Raw genomic sequence first — 20880 nt, forward strand, 5'->3', positions numbered from 1 at the left:
GGCCTCGGAGCATGTGACTGCTCCGGGGCCCCGGTCACGCCCGCTCCACCGGGATCCACAACTGCGCGTCGGCGTGCGTGCCGTCCTCCGACAGCCGGGTCGACAGCACCTCCGGCCCCGGCACGCTCCGGTACGGGTTCGACGGGAACCACTGGGTGTACACGTCCCGCCACAGGTGCTGCAACGCGCGCGGGAACTCCCCGGAGCTGTCGAACACGGCCCACGTGCCGGCCGGCACGGTCAGCGTCTCCATGTCCTCCGGCGCGGCGGCCGACGTGACCGCCCCGTGCCAGTAGTCGAGCTCGGTGCCCTCCGCGCGCCCCTCGGCCAGGTTGTCGGTGACCGCGACGGCCCCTGAGGGTTCCCCGTCGGACAGGGCGGCGATCCGGTCGAGGGTGTCGCGGCCCAGGCCACGGAGGAACGCGACGATCGCCGGGTTCATCCCCTCGTGTACGAGCGGCACCCTCGCCCGCCTGCCCACCACGGTGAACGCCTCCCTGTCCACGATCCGGTACCGCATGGCACTGCTCCCTTCGACGACGAGACGGAAGGTCATCCGGGGCTGGGAGTACAGGGCCGCGCCCGTGCGCCGGGCCTCACCGGGGCCGACGCCGTGCAGGGCCCGGAACGCGCGCGCGAACGCCTCGCCCGATCCGTAGCCGTAGCGCACGGCGATGTCCAGCAGCGTGCGGTCCCCGGCGAGCACCTCGGCGCCGGCGACGGTGAGCCGCCGGCGCCGCACGTACTCGGCCAGGCCGACGCCCGCCAGGGCCGCGAACAGCCGCCGCAGGTGGTACTCCGACGTGACGGCGATCCGGGCCAGCTCCGCCATGTCGACCGGCTGGTCGAGGTGGGCTTCGAGGTGGTCCATGGCCCGGTTCAGCGGTTCCAGCACTCCCGGCCTCCCTTCCTTGTGCCACCGAGCCTAGGAGGACGGCCCCGGGCCGGACCCGACTTCCCGTGCCCGCTCCGGTCGGGTCACCGGGCACCGGCGGCCCGCGGCGCGAACGGTCAGCCCGCCGTCCCGTCGCCGGGCGACTCCACCGCCGCCAACCGCCGCCGCAGGTGCTCCCGCTCGGGCTCGGTTCCGGCCAGCTCCAGCGCCTCCCGGTACGCCGCCGCCGCCTCCTGCCCCCGCCCCAACTGCCGGAGCAGGTCGGCCCGGGTCGCCGGGTACAGGTGGTACCCGCGCAGCTTCGGCTCGTCGGCCAGCGCGTCGAGCAGGGCCAGCCCCGCCTGCGGCCCGTCGCGCATCGCCACCGCCGCCGCCCGGTTGAGCGCGACGACCGGCGACGGGGTGAGGCCGAGGAGCACGTCGTACAGGGCGACGATCTGCGGCCAGTCCGTGCCCGCCACGTCGGGGGCCTCGTCGTGCAGGGCGGCGATGGCGGCCTGCACCCCGTACGGGCCGGGCGGGCCGCCGGTCAGCGCCGCGAACACCGCCGCGGCGCCCTCGTCGATCATCGGGCGGTCCCAGCGGGTCCGGTCCTGGTCGGCGAGGAGCACGGGGGCGCCGTCGGGTCCGGTCCGGGCGGCGCGGCGGGCGTGCACGAGCAGCATCAGGCCGAGCAGGCCGGCGACCTCGCGTTCGGCGGGCAGCAGGCGGCGGAGGATCCGGGCGAGGCGGATGGCCTCCTCGGCGAGGTCCAGGCGTTGCAGGGTGGAGCCGGAGCTGGCCGCGTACCCCTCGGTGAAGATCGAATAGACGACCTGGAGCACCCCGGGCAGGCGTTCGGGCAGCTCGTCGGCGCCGGGCACCCGGAACGGGATCCGGGTGTCGCGGATCTTCTTCTTGGCCCGCACGATCCGCTGCGCCATCGTCGCGGCCGGCACCAGGAACGCCCGCGCGACCTCGACGGTGGTCAGGTCCGCCAGGCAGCGCAACGTCAGCGCGGCGCGGTCCTCGGCGGGCAGCGCCGGGTGCGCGCAGGTGAAGAACAGCCGCAGCCGCTCGTCGGGCAGTTCCCCGTCGGCGTCGGCGGGCGGCGCCGGGTCGGCCCGGTCGGCCTCGGCCTGCAGGATCGCCAACCGGGCGGCATAGGCCTTGTCCCGGCGGAGCCGGTCGACGGCCTTGCGCCGCGCCGTGGTCAGCAGCCAGGCCCCGGGCCGGGTCGGCACGCCGTCGACCGGCCAGTGGTTCAGCGCCGCCTCGATGGCCTCCGAGGCCACCTCCTCGGCCAGGTCCAGGTCGCCGAAGCGGTGGACGAGGGCGGCCAGCAGCCGGCCGCGTTCCTCCCGGAACACCGCCTCGACGGATGCGGCCGCCCGCTCGTCCATCGCGCTCAGCCCTCGAAGTCGGCGACCGGCCGGACCTCGATCGTGCCGCCGCCGCGCGACCCGGGGCAGCGGGCGGCCCAGTCCAGCGCGGCGTCGAGGTCGGGCACGTCGATGACGTAGTAGCCGCCGAGCACCTCCCGGGTCTCGGCGAACGGCCCGTCGGTGACCGTGCGGTCGCCGGCGTCGCCGACCCGGACCGTCGTGGCCGTGGTCAGGTCCGCCAGGGAGTGCCCGGCGACGAAGATGCCCGCCTCCTGGACCTCCTTGTCGTAGGCCATCCACTCCTCGAACACCGGCGGGGTGCACAGGCTCGCGTCCTCGGGCTGCGCGGCGGCGTAGATCAGCATCATGTACTTCACGGTGTCACTCCTGTGGTCCTCGCGGGGCGGGGTCGCCCCACAGCATGACGACGAACGACGACCTCCGGGATCGACACCCCCGATCCAGAACTTTTTCCGGGTACGCGTCCCGCGCGCTCCGTGTGGCGCGCGACACGCCGCAGCGCCCGGAGGCGAGGTAATTCACACTTTGTTCACGGCGGTGTCCTCCGGTGACACGATGGGGGCCATGACCTTCCTCGCCGAGACGACGGCGCCGCCCGCGCCCTGGTGGGAGCTGGAACGATCGGCTCTCGCCCGGCTCGCGGCCGGCTGGTCGTCGCGGCTCACCCCGGCCGAGCTCGAACCGCTGCGCAGCCTCGGGGACCGCCTCGACGCCGCCGAGCTGGCCCAGGTGCTGCTGCCCGTGGCCCTGCTCGTGGAGGCGTACGCGACGGGCACCCAGGCCCGGCAGAACGCCCTCGACACGCTCCTGGCCAGCGTCGACACCCCCGGCCCGCCGCACGCCCCGTTCGTGATCGGCATCGCCGGCGGGGTGGCGGTCGGCAAGTCCACGGTCGCCCGGGTGCTCCGCGAACTGCTGTCCCGCGGCCCCGGCCACCCCAACGTCGAGCTGATCACCACCGACGGTTTCCTGCTGCCCAACGCCGAGCTGGAGCGCCGGGGGCTGATGAGCCGCAAGGGATTCCCCGAGTCGTACAACGCCCGCGCGCTGCGCCGGTTCCTCGCGGCCGTCAAGGGCGGCGCGGACAAGGTCTCCGCCCCGGTGTACTCGCACCTGGCCTACGACGTGCTCCCCGACGAGCGGGTCACCATCGCCCGCCCCGACGTCCTGATCGTCGAGGGCATCAACGTGCTCCAGCCGCCCCGGACCGGCCCGAACAAGCGCAGCCAGCTCGCCGTGTCCGACTTCTTCGACTTCTCCATCTACGTGGACGCGCGGCTGGAACACGTCCGCCGCTGGTACATGGAACGGTTCCTGACCCTGCGCCGGACCGCGTTCGCCGACCCGGCGTCGTTCTTCCACCGGTACGCCTCGCTCAGCGACTCCGACGCCGAGGCCACCGCGCAGCGGATCTTCCGGGAGATCAACGAGGTCAACCTCGTGGAGAACATCCAGCCGACCCGCAGCCGGGCGAACCTGGTGCTCCGCAAGGGCGCGGACCACGCGGTGGAGCGGGTGCTGGTCCGGCACTGACGGCCCGCCGACCGTAGACAGGCGGACAGGCCTCCGCCTGCCCACTTCGCCCCTGACTCACGGCCGCCGCTGCCGTCACTGCCCCCGGCGGGCGTTGAGCCGGGCCGCCTGGCGCGTCAGGTGCTCGCGTTCGGCCAGGTTGGCCGCCTTCCGGGCCGCCTCGGCGTAGAGCCGGGCCGCCGCTGTCAGGTCCCCGTCACGTTCCCGCAGGTACGCCTCCACCGCCGCGTGCCGGGGCAACGACCCGTCCACCGCCGCGAGCGCCGCCAGCCCCGCGCGCGGCCCGTCCGCCTCGCCGACGGCGACCGCGCGGTTGAGCCGGACGACGGGGCTGTCGGTGAGGCGCGCGAGTTCGTCGTACCACTCGACGATCTGCACCCAGTCGGTCTCCCCGGCGGTCGGCGCGTCGGCGTGCAGCGCGGCGATGGCGGCCTGGGCCTGGTACTCGCCCAGCCGGTCCCGGGCGAGCGCCGCCTGCAGGACCCCGACCCCCTCGCCGATCACCGCCGTGTCCCACCGGCCGCGGTCCTGCTCGGCGAGCGGCACCAGGCTGCCGTCGGGCGTGGTCCGGGCGGCGCGCCGGGCGTGGTGCAGCAGCATGAGGGCCAGCAGCCCCGCCACCTCCGGGTGGTCGATCGCGGCCGCGAGCTGCCGGGTGAGCCGGATCGCCTCGGCGGCGAGGTCCACGTCCCCGGAGTAGCCCTCGTTGAAGACCAGGTAGAGGACCCGCAGCACGGTCGCGACGTCCCCGGGCTGGTCGAACCGCACAGCCGAGACCGTGCGCTTGGCCCGGCTGATCCGCTGCGCCATGGTCGCCTCGGGCACCAGGTACGCGTCCGCGATCTGGCGGGTGGTCAGCCCGCCGACGGCGCGCAGCGTGAGCGCCACCGCCGACGACGGGGTCAGCGACGGGTGCGCGCACAGGAAGTACAGCTGGAGGGTGTCGTCCACCGCCGGCGTGGGCCCGGGCGCCGGTTCCTCGTCGACGAGGTCCTCCCGGCGGCGGCGGGCCGTGTCGGCGCGGGTCGCGTCGAGGAACTTGCGCCAGGCGGCCGTGACCAGCCAGCCCTTCGGGTCCCGGGGCGGGTCGGCCGGCCAGACCCGGAGGGCCTCGACCAGCGCGTCCTGCACCGCGTCCTCGGCCGCCGCGAAGTCAGCTCCGCGGCGGACGAGGATCGCGAGCACGCTCGGGGTCAGGCTCCGGAGAAGGGTCCCGTCCACCTCGGTACTCATTCGGTGATGGTGGGGGACTCGCCGTAGAACGGGCGCACCTCGAGCCACTCGTGGATCGGCTTGCCGCCTGCTCCGGGGGCCGCCGACAGCTCGCCGGCCAGTTCGACGGCGCGCGCCTGGCTGTCGACGTCGATGATCATCCAGCCGGCGATCAGGTCCTTGGTCTCGGCGAACGGGCCGTCGGTGACCGGCGGGCGGCCCTCGCCGTCGTACCGCACCCACAGGCCCTCGGGGGCCAGGGCCTGGCCGTCGACGTACTCGCCGGTCCCCTCGAGCCGCGCCGCGAAGTCGCGCATGTACTGGATGTGGTCGGTGATCTCCTCCGGCGTCCACTGGTCCATGGCCACGTCGTTCACGGCGGCCGGGGCACCCCGGTAGTGCTTGAGCAGCAGGTACTTCGCCATTGTGGTTCTCCTTCGCACTGTCGCGACCCATTCTCGTCGCTCTCACAGCAGGGACGGAGCCGGCCACGGGTTTTCGACATCGGCGCGGAAACTTTTTTCCGACCCGTCGTTCCGTCCGGCCATGTGTGGGTCGGAGCCGCTTTGCCACGGTGTCTGGTGGCGTGTCCGGGGCCCCGGGGCCGCCTGGCCGATCAAGGGATTTGCGGGGTGGCGGACGCCGGTCATAGTTGGCTGCATGGGTCTGTTCAAGCACATCAAACGATCGATCAAGTACCGCATCATGCGGAAGATATTCGGCAAGCACTACGGCGGCCACGGCCACTACGGCCACCACGGCTACCCGCCGCCCCCGCCGCACTACGGCCACGGCCCGGGCTACGGCCACGGCTACCGCCACGGTGGGCACGGTTACCGGCACGGCGGCCGTTACGGCTACCGGCACTAGTCGTTCCGGGGCCCTCGCCGCGTCCACGGCGGGGGCCCCGGGTTCCTGGGCTCCGGCCCGGCCTTCGGGCCATCGCCCGGGTCGGGCGGACTCCGGTCGGCCCACACGTCGCCGGGCAGGTCGGGCTCCGGGCCGGTCCTCGCGTTGCCGGGTCGGGCCGCAGCCCCGGTCCCCGGCGCGGGTCGGCCCGTCCTAGCGGGCGACCGCCCGGGTCCGCTCGATGATGTCGGGCCAGAGCTCCTCGGGCAGGTTGTGCCCCATGCCGGGATAGCTGACGAACGTGGCGCCGGGGATCTGGCGGGCGGTGTCGCGCCCGGCCACCGGCCGCACGAGCGGGTCGTCGGCCCCGGCGATGACGACGGTGGGGCGGGTGAGCGTGCTCAGCGCGGGGACCGTGAACCTGCGGCTGGCGGCGTTCTGCCGCACGGTGGTGCCCGGGTCGCGGGGGTGCCGGTCGTGGCTGAGCGTTGCGACGTGCCGCGCCCAGTCCTCCGGGAACGGGTAGCCGGGCGAGGCGACCGTGCGGTACACGGTCACGAGGTTGTCGATCTCCTGCTCGCGGGTGGCGGCCTTCGGCAGTCGGGCGAGCTTGGCGACGGTGCCGAACCGGACGTAGCGCAGGGTCCTGAGCGTGCCGGCGGTGACCGGGGTGCCCATGACGCTGACCAGCGACCGGACGCGTTCGGGGTGCAGCAGGGCCAGGGCCTGGCCGATCGCCGCGCCCAGGGATCCGCCGAACACGTTGGCGTCGGACCAGCCGACGGCGTCGAGGACGGCGAGCGCGTCGTCGACCATGTCGTTGCCGGTGTAGGAGTCGCCCTTGGCGAAGTGCGTGGACAGCCCCGTGTCGCGGTTGTCGAACCGGACGACGGCGAACCCGGCGGCGACCAGCTGCTCGCAGAACTCGTCGGGCCACCACACCATCTGGTAGTCGAGCCCCATGATCAGCAGGAGGGGCACGCCGGTGGCGGGGTCGCCCAGCACCTCGTAGGCGATCTGCACGTCCTTGTTGGCCGCGTACCGCACGGTCATGGTGTCCTCCCGAATCTCCGGTGCGGTCGACCATGACCGCGTTTTTATCATACACTCGTATTGCGAAGGAGGTGTCGATGCCCAAGAAGGTCGACCACGAGGAACGGCGGCGCGCGCTCGCCGAGGCGGTGTTCGCGGTGATCGGCGAGCGGGGCATCGAGGCCGTCAGCGTGCGCGACGTCGCCCGGCAGGCTGAGGTGTCCCTGGGCACGGTCCAGCACTACTTCGCCACCAAGCACGAGATGCTGCTGTTCGCGCTCGGCCACCTGCGCGACCGGATCGGCCGCCGGCTCGCCACCGAGATGGCCCTGCTGCCGCAGCCCGCGACCCGCCGGGCCACGGTCCGGCACACGTTGCGCGCCACCATGCCGATCGACGACCCGAGCCGGCACGAGGCCGTGGTCACCATCGCCTTCTTCTCCTACGCGACCGTCGACCCGGCCTACGCCCGCCTGCTGCACGACAGCTACACCCGGATCCTCGCCGTCCTGCGCGGCTGGTTCGCCGAGGCGGACGCCGCCGGGGAGCTGCGACCCGGGGTCGACGCGGCGACGGAGGCCACCTCGCTGTACGTGCTGACCCAGGGGCTCGTCGGGCCGCTGCTGATCGGGACGTTCACGCCGGAGGAGGCGGTGGGGCTCCTCGACGGCGCGCTCGACCGGATCTTCGCCACCTGAGCCAGCGCGGCCCGGGCGACCCGGCACCGGTAGGCCGGCAGATCAGCCGGGCCGACCCGCCAGCCCGGCGGTCCACGTCGGCGGCCGGGACGGCTACTCGGCTGAGGCCAGCTCGCCCGGGGCGCGCCTGATTCCCACCGGGCGCCACCCGCTCCAGTCGGCCCCGTCCGGGTAGGACTTCTGCCACAGCTCGCCGGCCCGGCTCACGCCGAACACCTCCAGGTGGCCGGTGCTGGTCGTGCCGCAGGCGACGTCCCGCATCTCCGCCGGGGCGTCCAGGTCCCGCCAACCTGGCTTCGGTTGTCCCTGCCAGTGGTCGCGATGGCTGATCCCGCCGTCCGCGCGCACAACGAAGACCTCCTGGTGCTCGTCCCAGCCGTTCAGCACGTCCAAGGCCACGCAGGCCCGACCGAGCCCGGCTTCGAAGCCCTCTGTCCACTCCTGCCAGCCGCTGCCCGCCACATACCAGTGGTTCAGGATCCGCTGCCCGGTGCCGACCGTGAAGATCTCCATCAGGCTGGACGTCGGGACGGACGCCGCGACATCCCGGCATTCGCTGGTCGGCCGCATCCTCGTCCACTCGGCCTGCCAGATCCCGTCCCGGTGGTGCCAGTTGTGCACGACGCCGCCGTACTCGTCGACCGCGAAGATCTCGCCGTGTCCCGGGCTCATGCTGAGCGCTGCGAGGCGCGCGATCCGGCCGTTCCGTGTGCTGCCGGGCAGTCTGGACCAGCGCGGCACGGCGCCCGACAGTTGCAGGACCGCGGTCCAGACCTGCCCGTCGACGTCCGCGCAGGACACTTCGAGCTGGTCTGCGGTTGGTACCGAGGCGGCGACGTCCCTCACCGGGGTCGGCGGCCGCAGATCCTGCCAGTCGGACCACCGGCCGGGTTCCTGATAGGTGGCGGCCAGCAGGCCGCCCGCCTGGGTGACGGCCAGGAGGTGCAGCACACCGCCGCCCGGGCAGGCGGTCGCGACCGCCTGGAACCCGGACCGGGAACCGCGCCGCGCACCGCCCGGACGCAGGCCGGTCACTGCGGCGAGCGTGACCGCGATCACCCCGCCGATCGCCAGCGGCACCGCGAAACGGCCCACCCACTCCTGTTCGGCCAGGCCGGTGAGCAGATTGGTGACGGCGCCGATCGCGGTGGTCGCGACACCGCGCCCAGACTCAGGGCGGCCCGACCTCCACGCATTCTCCGAACCTCCGACCGCGCGAACCGAGGCTCCAGGCTATAGCGCGCTGTCGATCTTCAGCCCGGGCATGTCCTGCCGGTAGTGGTCGGGGTTGGCGCGGCCGCCATGATCGGCAGGACCTGTCCTGGGGCGGGTCCCGGACCAGCCAGGTCACACCCGAGGGCAGCGGATGGTCACATCCAGGCGACGGGCTTGACGGCGATCCGACGACGCCCTCGGCCCCGTCGCGCCAGGGCGAAGTATCCGCGCGGCGGGGGGCACACCGGGTATTCCGCGTGGCAGGGAGTCGACCCTGACCGAACGCCCTTGCGGCAGGCACCGGCCTGGGAAGGACAGGCGGATGGCGGGGACCAGCTTGACCGGACTCCCATCCGACCGATGCGGAACGCGACCGTGGTGGAGAGCCGGCCGGGGCCGGACACGCGCGTGGCGGGGACCCGGAGGTCCCCGCCACGTCAGTACCCGTCGAGGGGTGTTATGCCTTGCTGGCCTTCAGGAAGTCCCGGTTCAGGCGGGAGATCGTCTCCAGCGGGATGCCCTTGGGGCACACGGCCGTGCACTCGCCGGTGTTGGTGCAGCCGCCGAAGTCCAGGTCGTCGTGCGCGGCGACCATGCCCAGCACCCGGGCGTCGCGCTCGGGCTGGCCCTGGGGGAGCAGCCCCAGGTGGGTGATCTTCGCGGCGGTGAACAGCATGCCGGAGCCGTTCGGGCACGCGGCCACGCACGCGCCGCAGCCGATGCAGGTCGCGGCCTCGAACGCGGAGTCGGCGTCGGGCTTGGACACGGGCGCGGCGTGCGCGTCGGGGGCCGAGCCGGTGGGCGCGGAGATGAACCCGCCCGCCTGGATGATCTTGTCGAAGGCGGTCCGGTCGACGACCAGGTCCTTGATCACCGGGAACGGCTTGGCGCGCCACGGCTCGATGTCGATCGTGTCGCCGTCCTTGTACGACCGCATGTGCAGCTGGCAGGTCGTCGTGGCCTTCTTCGGCCCGTGCGGCGTCCCGTTGATCACCAGGCTGCACGCGCCGCAGATGCCCTCGCGGCAGTCGTGGTCGAAGGCGACCGGCTCGTCGCCGGCGAGGATCAGCTGCTCGTTGAGGACGTCGAGCATCTCCAGGAAGGACATGTCCGGGGACACGTCGGCCACCTGGTAGCTGACCATCCTGCCCTTGGCGTCGGAGTCCGCCTGCCGCCAGATGCGCAGAGTCAGGTTCATTACTTGTAGCTCCTCTGCGACGGCTTGACGTACTCGAACACGAGCTCCTCCTTGTGCAGCACCGGCGCGGCACCGGTGTGCTCCCAGGCGGCGACGTAGCTGAAGTTCTCGTCGTCGCGCTGGGCCTCCCCGTCGGGGGTCTGGCTCTCGGCGCGGAAGTGCCCGCCGCAGCTCTCGGTGCGCACCAGCGCGTCGAGGCACATCAGCTCGGCGAGGTCGAAGAAGTCCACGACCCGCCCGGCGCGCTCCAGGGCCTGGTTGAGGCCCTCGCCGGTGCCGGAGACCTTGACCCGCTTCCAGAACTCCGCGCGCAGCTCGGGGATGCGTTCGAGCGCCTTGCGCAGGCCGGCCTCGGAGCGCTCCATGCCGCAGTACTCCCACATGAGCTGGCCCAGCTCGCGGTGGAAGGAGTCGGCGGTGCGGTCGCCGTCGTTGTTCACCAGGCGCTCGATCTGGTCGTGGACCCTGGCCAGGGCCTCGGCCGCCTCCGGGGCCTCGTCCGAGACCGGAGCGAACGGGCCGGCCGCCAGGTAGTCGCCGATCGTGTTCGGCAGGACGAAGTACCCGTCGGCCAGGCCCTGCATCAGCGCGGACGCGCCGAGCCGGTTGGCCCCGTGGTCGGAGAAGTTGGCCTCACCGGCGACGAACAGACCGGGGATGGTCGACTGGAGGTCGTAGTCGACCCACAGGCCGCCCATCGTGTAGTGCACGGCCGGGTAGATCCGCATCGGCGTGCTGTACGGGTCCTCGCCGGTGATCTGCGCGTACATCTCGAACAGGTTGCCGTACTTGGCCTCCACGGCCGGCTGGCCGAGCCGCTCGATGGCCGAGGCGAAGTCGAGGTACACGCCGAGCCCGCCCGGCCCGACCCCGCGGCCCTCGTCGCACACGTTCTTCGCGGCGCGCGAGGCGATGTCGCGGGGCACGAGGTTGCCGAACGCCGGGTAGATCCGTTCGAGGTAGTAGTCGCGCTCGGCCTCGGGGATGTCCTTCGCCGCCCGGGGGTCGCCGCCCTTCAGCGGTACCCACACGCGCCCGTCGTTGCGCAGCGACTCGCTCATCAGGGTCAGCTTCGACTGGTGCTCGCCGCTCACCGGGATGCAGGTCGGGTGGATCTGGGTGTAGCACGGGTTGGCGAAGTACGCGCCGCGCCGGTGCGCCCGCCAGGTGGCCGTGACGTTGCAGCCCTTGGCGTTGGTCGACAGGAAGAACACATTGCCGTACCCGCCGGAGGCCAGCACCACGGCGTCGGCGTAGTGGGTGCCGACCTCGCCGGTGACCAGGTCGCGGACCACGATGCCCCGGGCCCGGCCGTCGATGACGATCAGGTCGAGCATCTCGTGCCGGGAGTGCATCTTCACCGTGCCGGCCGCGATCTGGCGTTCGAGTGCCTGGTACGCGCCGAGCAGCAGCTGCTGGCCCGTCTGCCCCCGGGCGTAGAACGTGCGCGACACCTGCGCGCCGCCGAAGGACCGGGTGTCGAGCAGGCCGCCGTACTCGCGCGCGAACGGCACGCCCTGCGCCACGCACTGGTCGATGATCTCCACGGAGATCTGGGCCAGGCGGTGCACGTTCGACTCGCGGGACCGGAAGTCGCCGCCCTTGACCGTGTCGTAGAACAGCCGGTGGATCGAGTCGCCGTCGTTGCGGTAGTTCTTCGCGGCGTTGATCCCGCCCTGCGCGGCGATGGAGTGCGCCCGGCGGGGGGAGTCCTGGTAGCAGAACGACTCGACCTGGTAGCCGAGCTCGCCCAGGGTCGCCGCCGCCGCGCCGCCGGCCAGGCCGGTACCGACGACGATGACCTTCAGCTTGCGCTTGTTCGCCGGGTTGACGAGCTTCGCGCCGAACCGGCGGGAGTCCCAGCGGGTCTCGACGGGCCCCTCGGGGGCCTTGGTGTCCTTGATCGGCTCACCATGAGAAAAGTTCATGTCTACTTCACCAATCCGGTGAGGACCGCGAACGGTACGGACAGGAACATCGCGCACAGCAGGACGGAGAACCCGAGGGCGACGCCCTTGAGGAACTTCTCCCGGCGCGCGTTGCTGCGACCCAGGGTCTGGAGGGCGCTCCAGAGGCCGTGGCGCAGGTGGAAGCCGATCGTGACGATCGACAGGACGTAGAACGCGGTGACGTACCAGCGCGACGGGGCGAAGTCGGCGGTCACGTTGCCGTAGGGCTTGCCGGCCGCCCCGACCGGGTTCAGGTGCCCGGTGGTGAGGTCGAGGATGTGGTAGATCACGAACAGCACGACGATCACGCCGCCCCAGCGCATGGTGCGCGCGGCGTAGGAGCCCTGCACGGGCTTGCGGTGCGCGTACTTCACCGGCCGGGCCTTCTTCGCCCGGATCGCCAGGGAGGTGGCCGACCAGATGTGCAGCCCGACGGCGGCGAGCAGGCCGATCCGGGCGAGCCACAGGAAGCCCTCGTGCGGCAGGATCGGCGTCAGGAGGGTGCGCAGCCAGTGCGAGTAGTGGTCGAAGGACTCCTCGCCGAGGAACACCTTCATGTTCCCGAGCGCATGGAAGAACAGGAACCCGACGAGCAGGACGCCCGTCACCGCCATCACGGCTTTTTTGCCGACCGTCGACCTCGTCAACGACCTGGACCTCGTCATAACTGCCACATCGTCTGACGCTAGGGCCGTAACGGTCAGTCGTCTAATGCATCACGGGTCCATGGTCCATTCCTCTAAGCTATGGACATGCAGCTCCAACAGCTCCGCTACTTCCTCGCGGTCGCAGATTCCCGGCATTTCACCCAGGCGGCCGAGGCGGTGGGTGTGACTCAACCCACGCTGAGTAAGCAGATTCACACTCTGGAGGAGGACCTGGGGGCGGCGCTGTTCCACCGCAACCGGGGCGCGATCACGCTCACCGAGGCCGGCGAGGCCCTGCTGCCCCTCGCCCAGCGGATCGTCGCCGACGCCGAGACCGCCCGGCACGAGATCGGCGACCTGGTCGGGCTGCGGACCGGCCGGCTGCGGCTGGGGGCCACCCCGAGCCTGTGCACGTCGCTGGTCGCCGAGACCCTCAAGCTGTTCCGCGACCGGCACCCCGACATCCGGCTCCAGGTCGAGGAGGGCGGCTCCCAGGACCTGGTGCGCGCGCTGACCGGCGGCGACCTGGACCTCGCCCTGATCATCCTGCCGGAGTCCGGCACCGACCCGGCCCTGCACACCGAGCCGCTGCTCACCGAGAGCCTGGTGGTCGCCTCGGCGTCGCCGCTGCACCACCGGGAAATGGAGATCACCGACCTGCGGCACCAGGACCTGGTGATGTTCCGCCCCGGCTACGACCTGCGCGACGCGACCCTGGAGGCCTGCGCGAAGGCCGGGTTCACCCCGAGGTTCGCGGTGGAGGGCGGCGAGATGGACGCGGTACTCGGCTTCGTGGAGGTCGGCCTCGGGGTGGCCCTGGTGCCCCGGATGGTCCTCGCCGGCCGGCCCCGCCTGCACGCCACGCCCCTGGCCGCACCGGGCGTGCCCCGGACGGTCGCGCTGGCCCGCCGCCGCGACGTCGAGCCCTCGCACGCGGCGAAGGCCTTCCAGGACATCCTCGTCGGATACCTGGAGGGCCGGCCGCGCTGAGAGGACCCCAACCCTCAACCTGTACTTGACGTCAAGCTCAACGTGAGGTTGAAGGTTTATCCCGTTGCCCGCCTCCGGATACTGGGCGCATGTCCGACGTGCTGCGGTCCCTCGCCCATCCCGAGGCCCTCGGGCGGCTCGTGGCCCGGGAGTGGGGCGTGCCGGTGGAGCGGGTGACCCTGCACCGTTCCCTCGCCAACGACGTCTACCGGGTCGACCCGGGCCACTTCCTCAAGGTGTACCGGCACGGCTGGCGCACCCCCGAAGAGGTCGCCTGGGAGTGCGACCTCGTCGCGCACCTGCTCGCCGAGGGCGTCCCGGTCGCCCCGGTGGTCGGCCGCCCCGGCGTGTGGCACGCCCCCGAGGGCCCCGGCCGCTGGTCCTCCTGGAACGGGTCGCCGGCCGCCGACCGGAGCCGCCGTTCGCCCCCGGCCTGCACCGGGCGCACGGCCGGCTGATCGCCCGGATCCACGCCGCCGGGGAGACGTTCCGCTCCGCGCACCACCGGCCGGCCCCGGACCTGGCCGCACTGCTCGACGGGCCGCTGGCCGAGATCGCGCCCCTGCTGTCCGCCGACGACCGGGACCGGGCCGTCCGGGTCGCCGCCGCCGCCCGTGCCGGTCTGACCGCGCGGCCCCCGGCCCGGGCGCTGTGCCACGGCGACGCGACGATGGACAACGTCGCGATCGTGGGCGGCACCGACGCCGAACCCGAGCTCGTCGTGTTCGACTTCGACCTCGCAGGCGACGGGTACGCGGTCGCGGACTTCCCCTTCGGCTCGCCCAACTGGGAACACTTCCTCGCCGGCTACACCGAGGTCCGGCCGCTCGCGCCGGAGGACCTGGGGGCCGAACCGTGGCTCGACGCCGTGGAGGTCCTCGCGGGGCTGCGGTTCCACCTGGTCACCAAGCCCCGGTGGCGCGGCGCCGAGTCACTCGGGGAGGGCTGGCTGGACCAGACCCTCGCCGACCTGCGGGAACTCGCCGGGGCCCTGCCGACGGACCGGCCCGTCCGGACCGGGTGGACAAAGTAGGCCGAAGGCAGGCAACCTCACCCGACCCAGCGGGGTGGCGCGGATCCACTACCATCCACCCTCGTGCATCCTCAACAGCCTCAGGGCATCACGATCAACACCAAGTACACGTGGATGGCCTTCATGCTGGCCATGTTCAAGCCGAAAGCCTTGATCAACGGCCACCAGGTCAACCTCGTCTGGGGTGACAACCCCATCCCGGTCCCGCCGGGCACGCACACCATCGAGGTCTGGGTCCCCTACCTCTGGAAGATCGGCCAGGCCGTCATCCAGGTGACCGTCCACCCGGGTGGCAGCGTCCCCGTGTTCTACGCCGCTCCGGCGATCACGTTCATGAAGGGCGCCATCGGCACCCAGCCCGTCGAGGTGCCCGGCAAGGTCGCCGGCATCCTGCTGATGGTCGTCCCGCTGGCGCTCATCGTGCTGTGCTGCTGTGGCAGCGCGATCCTGAGCGCGGTCGACGGCTCCTGACGGCGCGGGCGGTGGGAGGCCGGCCCAGCGGTGTGGTTCTCTTGACACCATGGAGCTGGCCCCCGCCGCCGCAGCACTGCCCGTAGGTTTCCAGACCCCGTCCGCCGCCCGGATCGCCGCCGCGTTCCTGCTGGCCTACCGGGGCAACACCCGGGCCGCGTACGCCGCCGACCTCACCCACTTCGGCCGGTGGTGCGCGACCCTCGACGTGGACGTGCTGGCCTGTTCCCGCGCCCACCTCGACGCCTACGTCGAACAGCAGACCCGCGACGGCGCGGCCGCGACCACGATCCGCCGCCGGATGTCGGCCGTCGCCGGCTTCTACGCCTACGCCGTCGACGAGGGCCTGATCACCCGCAGCCCAGCGACCCGGGTCCGCCGCCCCGCCGCCGGGGACAACGTGCAGTCCACCGGCCTGACGGTCGCCGAGGCCGGCGAACTGATCGCCGCCGCCGAGGCGCACTCGCCCCGCGCCGCCGTCATCGTGCTGCTGTCCCTGCTCCTGGGCCTGCGGGTCAGCGAGCTGTGCACCGCCACGGTCGCCGACCTCAGCTACCAGCGCGGCCACCGGGTGCTCACCGTGACCCGCAAGGGCGGCAAACGCCAGACCATGGCCGTGCCGCCCCGGGCCGCCGCCGCGATCGACGACTACCTGGGCGAGCGCCGCGAAGGCCCCATTCTGTGTACCGCGACCGGCAAGCCCCTCGACCGGCACGCCCTGTGGCGCCTGATCCGCCGGCTCGCCGCCGTGGCCGTCCCGCACCTCGCCGACCGGCTGCACCCGCACGACCTGCGGCACACGTGCGCCACCCTGGCCCTGGACGCCGGGGCCGCGCTCCGCGACGTGCAGGACCTCCTCGGGCACGCCGACCCGCGCACCACCCGGCGGTACGACCGGGCCCGGTTCAGCCTCGACCGGTCGCCGAGCCACCAGCTGGCCGTGCTGCTGGGCTGACGCCGGGGCACCGGGGGCGGCTCCGCGCGGTGCCTCCATCCCGACTCGCGCGCTCCCGCTCCCGCCGACTTCCGGACCCCCGCTGCGGTGCCTGGTGGCCCCCGGACCCGTGGCCCGGCTCCCGGCGTGGACGCCACCATGCACGGCCCGCGACCGCTCCGGACCCGCCCGGGGAAATCCGGTGGCCCGCCGGGCGGGTCGCTGCGACGCTCTCTCGCATGACACGCTTCGACTACTCCGGCCCGGCCGACCTGCGCGCGATGCAGGCCCTGACCGCGCGCCTGTGGTCCCGCCGGTCCCAGTGGACCGTCGGCGACCTGGCCTGGAACCGTTACCTGCACGTGGGCCGCGAGTCCGAGTGGGCCACGTCGCTGTGGGAGCACGACGGCGAGGTGGTCGCCTGGTGCTGGGTGCGCGAGGGCGGCGACCTGGACCTGTGCGTGGACCCGGCGCGCGCCGACCTCGTGGACGAGGTGCTCGCCTGGGGCCTGGCGGCGCTCGACCTCGCCCGGTACGAGACGCAGATCCTCGACGCGGAGGAGCACCTGGCCGCCGGGCTGCTGCGGGCCGGGTTCACGGCCGCGACGGACGGCCCCTTCTTCCTGCACACGGGCCGGGACCTGGTCGACCTGCCGACGCCGGTACTGCCGGAGGGGTTCACGGTCCGCCCGGTGCGCGGGGCCGCCGACGCCGCCCGGTGGGCCGAGGCGCACCAGGCCGCGTTCCACCCGTCGCGGGTGACCGCCGAGAGCTACCTCAACGTGACGGCCGCGTGGCCGTACCGGGCCGGGTTCGACCACGTGGTGGTGGCCCCGGACGGCCGGTTCGCCGCGTACTGCCTGGGCTGGTACGACGAGGCGAACCGGGTGGGGGAGTTCGAGCCGGTCGGTACCCATCCGGATTTCCGCCGTCGGGGGCTGGCCCGGGCGGTGTGCGCGTCGGTGCTGCACGCGTTCCGGGCGGCGGGCGCGGAGACGGCGATCGTGCACTGCCGGGGCGACGACGACTATCCGCAGGCCCTGGCCCTGTACACGGACCTGGGCTTCACGGGTTACGCGCGCACCGTGTCCTACACGCGGTCCCGGTAGCGCGCGGTCCACGGCCCGCGCTGGGCCACGGCGCCGGTGCGGGCGGCGTCCCCTACGTCAGGATCGGCGCCGCCGCCAGGTACTCGTCCACGTCCACGTCGACCAGGCTGTCGCCGTGCGCGAGGCGGACCTCGGCGACGTCGAGCCGGTAGAGGGTGTGTTCCTCGCCGATCCCGAGCAGGTCGGGCAGCGGGTTGACGTCGGCGAACTCGCAGGCGGCCGACCGGGCCTCGTCCCCGTCGAGGCGGGTGGCCCACCCCGACAGCCACAGCCGGCCGTGCTCGCAGTGGTCGACGGACAGGATCACCCCGGTGTCGGTGTCGCCCGGTTCGGGGCGCAGCGCGGTGGCGAGGTGGCTGTGGTCGTGGACGAGGAGTAGGGGCTGGCCGTCGGCCCCGGTGGCGTGGCGGACCCGCAGCGGGCAGCGGTAACCGCGGACGTGGGCGGTGCCGAGGAGGCGGCCGGTGGCCAGGGTCCGGGCGACCGCTGCTGGGCTGGGGTACATATGACCGTCCTCCGATGCATGTTAGCCTTACCTAACTTAGTGCAGGCTAACCTATAAAGGAGACGGTGTGAACCAGGCCCGACCCAAGGTGCGGCTCTCCCGCGCGCTCGGCATCCCGCTGACGCCCAAGTGCGTGAAGTACTTCGAGCGGCGGCCGTACCCGCCTGGTGTGCACGGTCGCAGCCGCAAGAAGGTCACCGACTACGGCACCCGGCTGCTGGAGAAGCAGCGGCTGCGCCACCAGTACAACGTGAGCGAGAAGCAGTTGCGGCGCGCCTTCGACGAGGCGGTGCGGATGACGGGCAAGACCGGCGACAACCTGATCGCCCTCCTCGAGCAGCGGCTCGACGCGGTGGTCCTGCGCTCCGGCATCGCCCGCACCATCTACCAGGCCCGCCAGTTCGTCACGCACCGTCACATCCTGGTGAACGGCCGCCGGGTCGACAAGCCGTCCTACCGGCTGCGGCCCGGCGACACCGTCGAGGTGGCCGAGAAGAGCAAGGCCATGGACCCGTTCCTGGTCTCCGCCGCCGGCGCGCACGTCGGGGGACAGCCCGCGCCGTACCTGGACGTCACGATCAGCGCGCTGCGGGTGACGCTGCTGGCCGTGCCGCCGCGCGCGGTCATCCCGGTGATCTGTGACGTGCAGATGATCGTGGAGTTCTACAGCCGATAGCCGGCGCGGGGAGCCGTGCCGGTATGGTGGCTCCCCGTGACCTCTGACGCTCTCGCGGTGCCGGCCGCCGGTGACGGGAGGCTCCGCCACGGGGCCTCCCTCAAGTTCTTCTACGGCCCGATGGACTGCGGCAAGTCCACCCTGGCGCTGCAGATGAACCACAACCACGCCCGGCAGGGTCGCCGTGGGCTGCTGCTCACGAAGCTCGACCGGTCCGGCAGCGCGCAGATCACCAGCCGGATCGGCCTGGGCAGCGACGCCCTGGAACTGCGCGACGATGTGGACCTGCGCGACCTGGTCCGCGCGCACTGGGCGGCCGGCGAGCGGGTGGACTACCTGATCTGCGACGAGGCCCAGTTCTACACCGTGGCGCAGATCGAGCAGCTCGCGGACCTGGTGGACTGCTCCGACGTGGACGTCTACGCCTTCGGGCTGGCCACCGATTTCCGCTCCGAGCTGTTCCCGGCCGCGCGCCGGCTGCTGGAGCTGGCCGACTCGGTGTCGCGGCTGCAGGTGGAGGTGCTGTGCTGGTGCGGCCGGGAGGGCAACTTCAACGCCCGGATCGTCGGCGACGCGGTGATCCGGCACGGCGCGCAGGTGGTGATCGGCGACACCGCCGGGGACTGTGTGCGCTACCAGGTGATGTGCCGGCGACACTACCGGACCGGTGACCTCGGTCCGGTAGCGCCGAACGCCGGCCAGTTGCGTCTGGCCTGAGCGGCTACTGGTTCGCCGGCACCGGTACGGGCACCGGCAGGCAGGAGGCCGCGCCGCCCACACTCGACGTGAGTCCGGTGACGGTGGTGGTCAGCCCGGTGACCTGGCCGAGCAGCCCGGTCACGTCGGGTAGGCCGCCGCCGAGCGCCTTGAGCAGGTTCTGCAGCAGGGCGAAGACCTGGCTGAGCAGTCCGGCGGCGGGGGCGGCGCACGCGGGTACGGCCGGGGTGCCCGGCAGCGGCGGGAGCGGGAGCGCCTGGGCCTCGTCGGCGGCGGGCACGGGTACGGGCAGCGGCACGGCCGTCGCCGGGTTCGGCAGGCAGTTCAGGGCGACCAGGTTGGTCGCGGTGCTGGTGAGCTTGCCGACGATCCCGGTCACCTTGCCCAGGTCGGGCGGCAGGGCTCCGAGCGCGCCGGTGACATCGGTCAACGCCTTGGTCAGATCGCTGGTGAGGTCGGCGCACGCGGCCGTCCCCTCGGGTTTGTCGGTGGCCGCTGAGACCCCCGACGCCGGTAACACGGCGAGGGCGGCCAACGCGGCGAGTGACACCCCGAGAATCTTGATCTTCCTGGTGCCGATCATCTTTCCTCCGTCCCAACTGGGAGAATCCTGTCGGCGACCGCATACGGGCAGCAACCGATAGTTACGCACCGTAGTTGATGCGCTCGGAAAAAAGAGGGCGATTCGGAATTATCTCGTTATCTGAAAAAAGTACGTTTTTGCGGCGTTGGCCAACGCGGCGACCCCGATTTCCAGCGTAGGGTGGATGTCCGGCGCGAATCTGGGGGAATGGTTCGAGTCCCTTTCGCCGCCGCCGAGCAGCCAGAACACCGACGGCACGCCGGCCGCCGCGCCGAACAGGCCGAAGTCCTCGCTGCCCGACGCCGGGCCGATCGGCACCACGGTCAGGCCGGCCGCCCGGAACCCCTCCGCGACCCGTTCGGTGGCCTCCGGTTCGTTCACCGTCAGCGGGAACGCGTGCTGCACCGTGAGCTCCGGCGCCCGGTCCGCCCCGGCCGCCGCGGCCTCGCCCCGGGCCAGCCGGTCGATCGCGGCGTGCACCCGGTCGCGGACCCCCGGGTCGAAGCTGCGCACGCTCAGCAGCAGCTCGGCGTCGTCCGGGATGATGTTGCCCCGGGTGCCGGCGTGCAGGGCGCCGACGGTGACGACCGCCGACTCGGTGGCGGCCACCTCGCGGGACACGATCGTCTGGAGCCTCAGCACCAGGGACGCGGCCATCAGCACCGGGTCGACCGTGGTCTCCGGGCGCGAGCCGTGCCCGCCCCGGCCGTGCAGGACGATCCGGATGCTGTCGGAGGCGGCGAACGCGACCCCGGGGCAGTAGGCCAGCACCCCGGCCGGCAGGGGCGCGACATGCTGCCCGAGGCACACGTCCGGGGTGCCGAACCGCTCGAACAGGCCGTCGGCGAGCATGGCCGCCGCGCCGCCCGCGCCCTCCTCGGCCGGCTGGAACACGGCCATCAGGGTGCCCCGCCACGCGTCGCGGTCCCCGACCAGCTCCTGCACCGCGCCCATCAGGCAGGTGACGTGCACGTCGTGCCCGCAGGCGTGCATGACCCCCGGCTCCACGCTCGCGTACGCCAGCCCGGTGTCCTCCGTGACCGGCAGCGCGTCCATGTCGGCGCGCAGCAGCACCGTCGGACCGTCGCCGTTGCGCAGCAGCCCCACGACCCCGGTGCCGGCGACCCCCTCGGTGACCTCCAGCCCGAGGGCACGCAGGTGCGCGGCGGCGACCGCGGCGGTGCGGTGCTCGGCGAAGGAGAGTTCGGGGTGGGCGTGCAGGTCGCGGTAGACCGCCTCGAGATCCATG

Annotated in this window: 24 protein-coding genes; 11 read left to right on the forward strand and 13 right to left on the reverse strand. The window is 72.7% G+C overall.

Going from position 1 to position 20880, the window contains the following annotated elements; all coding sequences use genetic code 11:
• Window positions 1-34 precede the first annotated feature (34 nt).
• The 3 genes from AB0M43_RS08645 to AB0M43_RS08655 all read right to left on the reverse strand — a co-directional run bounded on the left by AB0M43_RS08645 (window position 35) and on the right by AB0M43_RS08655 (window position 2627).
• Window positions 35-895, reverse strand: coding sequence for an AraC family transcriptional regulator (locus AB0M43_RS08645; RefSeq protein ID WP_363722471.1), 861 nt, complete (start codon window positions 893-895; stop codon window positions 35-37).
• A gap of 116 nt (window positions 896-1011) precedes the next feature.
• A complete protein-coding gene (locus AB0M43_RS08650) occupies window positions 1012-2277 on the reverse strand; it encodes an RNA polymerase sigma factor (protein ID WP_363722473.1) in 1266 nt (421 codons plus the stop codon).
• Window positions 2278-2282: 5 nt separating this feature from the next.
• Window positions 2283-2627, reverse strand: coding sequence for a YciI family protein (locus tag AB0M43_RS08655; protein ID WP_363723321.1), 345 nt, complete (start codon window positions 2625-2627; stop codon window positions 2283-2285).
• 217 nt (window positions 2628-2844) lie between these two features.
• Here AB0M43_RS08655 and coaA point away from each other — a divergent pair, with 217 nt between their 5' ends.
• Entirely contained in the window at window positions 2845-3813 is a 969-nt protein-coding gene (coaA, locus tag AB0M43_RS08660; protein WP_363722475.1) for a type I pantothenate kinase, read from the forward strand.
• Window positions 3814-3888: 75 nt separating this feature from the next.
• On the opposite strand, the gene AB0M43_RS08665 is transcribed toward coaA, so the two are convergent.
• Complete coding sequence (locus AB0M43_RS08665; protein ID WP_363723322.1) at window positions 3889-5034, reverse strand: DUF6596 domain-containing protein; 1146 nt, start codon at window positions 5032-5034, stop codon at window positions 3889-3891.
• Window positions 5035-5042: 8 nt separating this feature from the next.
• Window positions 5043-5450 (reverse strand): YciI family protein, encoded by a 408-nt coding sequence (locus AB0M43_RS08670; RefSeq protein ID WP_363722477.1) that lies wholly within the window; start codon window positions 5448-5450, stop codon window positions 5043-5045.
• 235 nt (window positions 5451-5685) lie between these two features.
• Here AB0M43_RS08670 and AB0M43_RS08675 point away from each other — a divergent pair, with 235 nt between their 5' ends.
• On the forward strand, window positions 5686-5895 hold the full coding sequence (locus tag AB0M43_RS08675) for a hypothetical protein (protein WP_363722479.1): 210 nt from the start codon (window positions 5686-5688) through the stop codon (window positions 5893-5895).
• A gap of 192 nt (window positions 5896-6087) precedes the next feature.
• Here AB0M43_RS08675 and AB0M43_RS08680 read toward each other — a convergent pair whose 3' ends face one another.
• Window positions 6088-6927, reverse strand: coding sequence for an alpha/beta hydrolase (locus AB0M43_RS08680; RefSeq protein WP_363722480.1), 840 nt, complete (start codon window positions 6925-6927; stop codon window positions 6088-6090).
• Window positions 6928-7004: 77 nt separating this feature from the next.
• Here AB0M43_RS08680 and AB0M43_RS08685 point away from each other — a divergent pair, with 77 nt between their 5' ends.
• Entirely contained in the window at window positions 7005-7604 is a 600-nt protein-coding gene (locus AB0M43_RS08685; protein WP_363722482.1) for a TetR/AcrR family transcriptional regulator, read from the forward strand.
• Window positions 7605-7697: 93 nt separating this feature from the next.
• Here AB0M43_RS08685 and AB0M43_RS08690 read toward each other — a convergent pair whose 3' ends face one another.
• The 4 genes from AB0M43_RS08690 to AB0M43_RS08705 all read right to left on the reverse strand — a co-directional run bounded on the left by AB0M43_RS08690 (window position 7698) and on the right by AB0M43_RS08705 (window position 12631).
• Entirely contained in the window at window positions 7698-8699 is a 1002-nt protein-coding gene (locus AB0M43_RS08690) for a hypothetical protein (RefSeq protein ID WP_363722484.1), read from the reverse strand.
• Window positions 8700-9276: 577 nt separating this feature from the next.
• Window positions 9277-10017, reverse strand: a complete 741-nt coding sequence (locus AB0M43_RS08695; RefSeq protein WP_363722486.1) for a succinate dehydrogenase/fumarate reductase iron-sulfur subunit — start codon at window positions 10015-10017, stop codon at window positions 9277-9279.
• Window positions 10017-11945, reverse strand: a complete 1929-nt coding sequence (locus AB0M43_RS08700) for a fumarate reductase/succinate dehydrogenase flavoprotein subunit (RefSeq protein ID WP_363722488.1) — start codon at window positions 11943-11945, stop codon at window positions 10017-10019. Before AB0M43_RS08700 ends, AB0M43_RS08695 begins: the two co-directional genes overlap by 1 nt.
• A 2-nt stretch (window positions 11946-11947) precedes the next feature.
• Window positions 11948-12631: a succinate dehydrogenase cytochrome b subunit gene (locus AB0M43_RS08705; RefSeq protein ID WP_363722490.1), complete on the reverse strand. Its 684-nt coding sequence runs from the start codon at window positions 12629-12631 to the stop codon at window positions 11948-11950.
• Window positions 12632-12712: 81 nt separating this feature from the next.
• On the opposite strand from AB0M43_RS08705, the gene AB0M43_RS08710 reads away from it, so the two are divergent.
• From AB0M43_RS08710 to AB0M43_RS08735, 6 genes are all read left to right on the forward strand, one after another.
• Window positions 12713-13603, forward strand: coding sequence for a LysR substrate-binding domain-containing protein (locus tag AB0M43_RS08710; protein ID WP_363722492.1), 891 nt, complete (start codon window positions 12713-12715; stop codon window positions 13601-13603).
• A gap of 89 nt (window positions 13604-13692) precedes the next feature.
• A complete protein-coding gene (locus tag AB0M43_RS08715) occupies window positions 13693-14061 on the forward strand; it encodes a hypothetical protein (RefSeq protein ID WP_363722493.1) in 369 nt (122 codons plus the stop codon).
• Window positions 13953-14636 (forward strand): phosphotransferase, encoded by a 684-nt coding sequence (locus tag AB0M43_RS08720; RefSeq protein ID WP_363722495.1) that lies wholly within the window; start codon window positions 13953-13955, stop codon window positions 14634-14636. Before AB0M43_RS08715 ends, AB0M43_RS08720 begins: the two co-directional genes overlap by 109 nt.
• Before the next feature lie 63 nt (window positions 14637-14699).
• A complete protein-coding gene (locus AB0M43_RS08725) occupies window positions 14700-15107 on the forward strand; it encodes a hypothetical protein (RefSeq protein WP_363722497.1) in 408 nt (135 codons plus the stop codon).
• 49 nt (window positions 15108-15156) lie between these two features.
• Entirely contained in the window at window positions 15157-16062 is a 906-nt protein-coding gene (locus AB0M43_RS08730) for a tyrosine-type recombinase/integrase (RefSeq protein ID WP_363722499.1), read from the forward strand.
• Between the two features lie 218 nt (window positions 16063-16280).
• On the forward strand, window positions 16281-17150 hold the full coding sequence (locus AB0M43_RS08735; protein WP_363722501.1) for a GNAT family N-acetyltransferase: 870 nt from the start codon (window positions 16281-16283) through the stop codon (window positions 17148-17150).
• A gap of 52 nt (window positions 17151-17202) precedes the next feature.
• Here the strand turns inward: AB0M43_RS08735 and AB0M43_RS08740 are convergent, their stop codons facing one another.
• Window positions 17203-17655 (reverse strand): hypothetical protein, encoded by a 453-nt coding sequence (locus AB0M43_RS08740; protein WP_363722503.1) that lies wholly within the window; start codon window positions 17653-17655, stop codon window positions 17203-17205.
• 67 nt (window positions 17656-17722) lie between these two features.
• Here AB0M43_RS08740 and rpsD point away from each other — a divergent pair, with 67 nt between their 5' ends.
• Both rpsD and AB0M43_RS08750 read left to right on the forward strand, forming a co-directional pair.
• Window positions 17723-18331, forward strand: a complete 609-nt coding sequence (gene rpsD, locus AB0M43_RS08745; RefSeq protein WP_363722505.1) for a 30S ribosomal protein S4 — start codon at window positions 17723-17725, stop codon at window positions 18329-18331.
• A 36-nt stretch (window positions 18332-18367) separates the two neighbouring features.
• Complete coding sequence (locus AB0M43_RS08750) at window positions 18368-19048, forward strand: thymidine kinase (protein ID WP_363722507.1); 681 nt, start codon at window positions 18368-18370, stop codon at window positions 19046-19048.
• A 4-nt stretch (window positions 19049-19052) separates the two neighbouring features.
• Here the strand turns inward: AB0M43_RS08750 and AB0M43_RS08755 are convergent, their stop codons facing one another.
• Window positions 19053-19631 carry a hypothetical protein gene (locus tag AB0M43_RS08755; RefSeq protein ID WP_363722509.1) on the reverse strand — a complete coding sequence of 193 codons (579 nt, stop codon included), beginning with the start codon at window positions 19629-19631 and terminating at the stop codon, window positions 19053-19055.
• Window positions 19632-19739: 108 nt separating this feature from the next.
• Entirely contained in the window at window positions 19740-20879 is a 1140-nt protein-coding gene (locus AB0M43_RS08760) for an amidohydrolase (protein ID WP_363722511.1), read from the reverse strand.
• Window position 20880: the final 1 nt, after the last annotated feature.

Source organism: Longispora sp. NPDC051575 (assembly GCF_040681875.1).
GTDB lineage: Bacteria > Actinomycetota > Actinomycetes > Mycobacteriales > Micromonosporaceae > Longispora.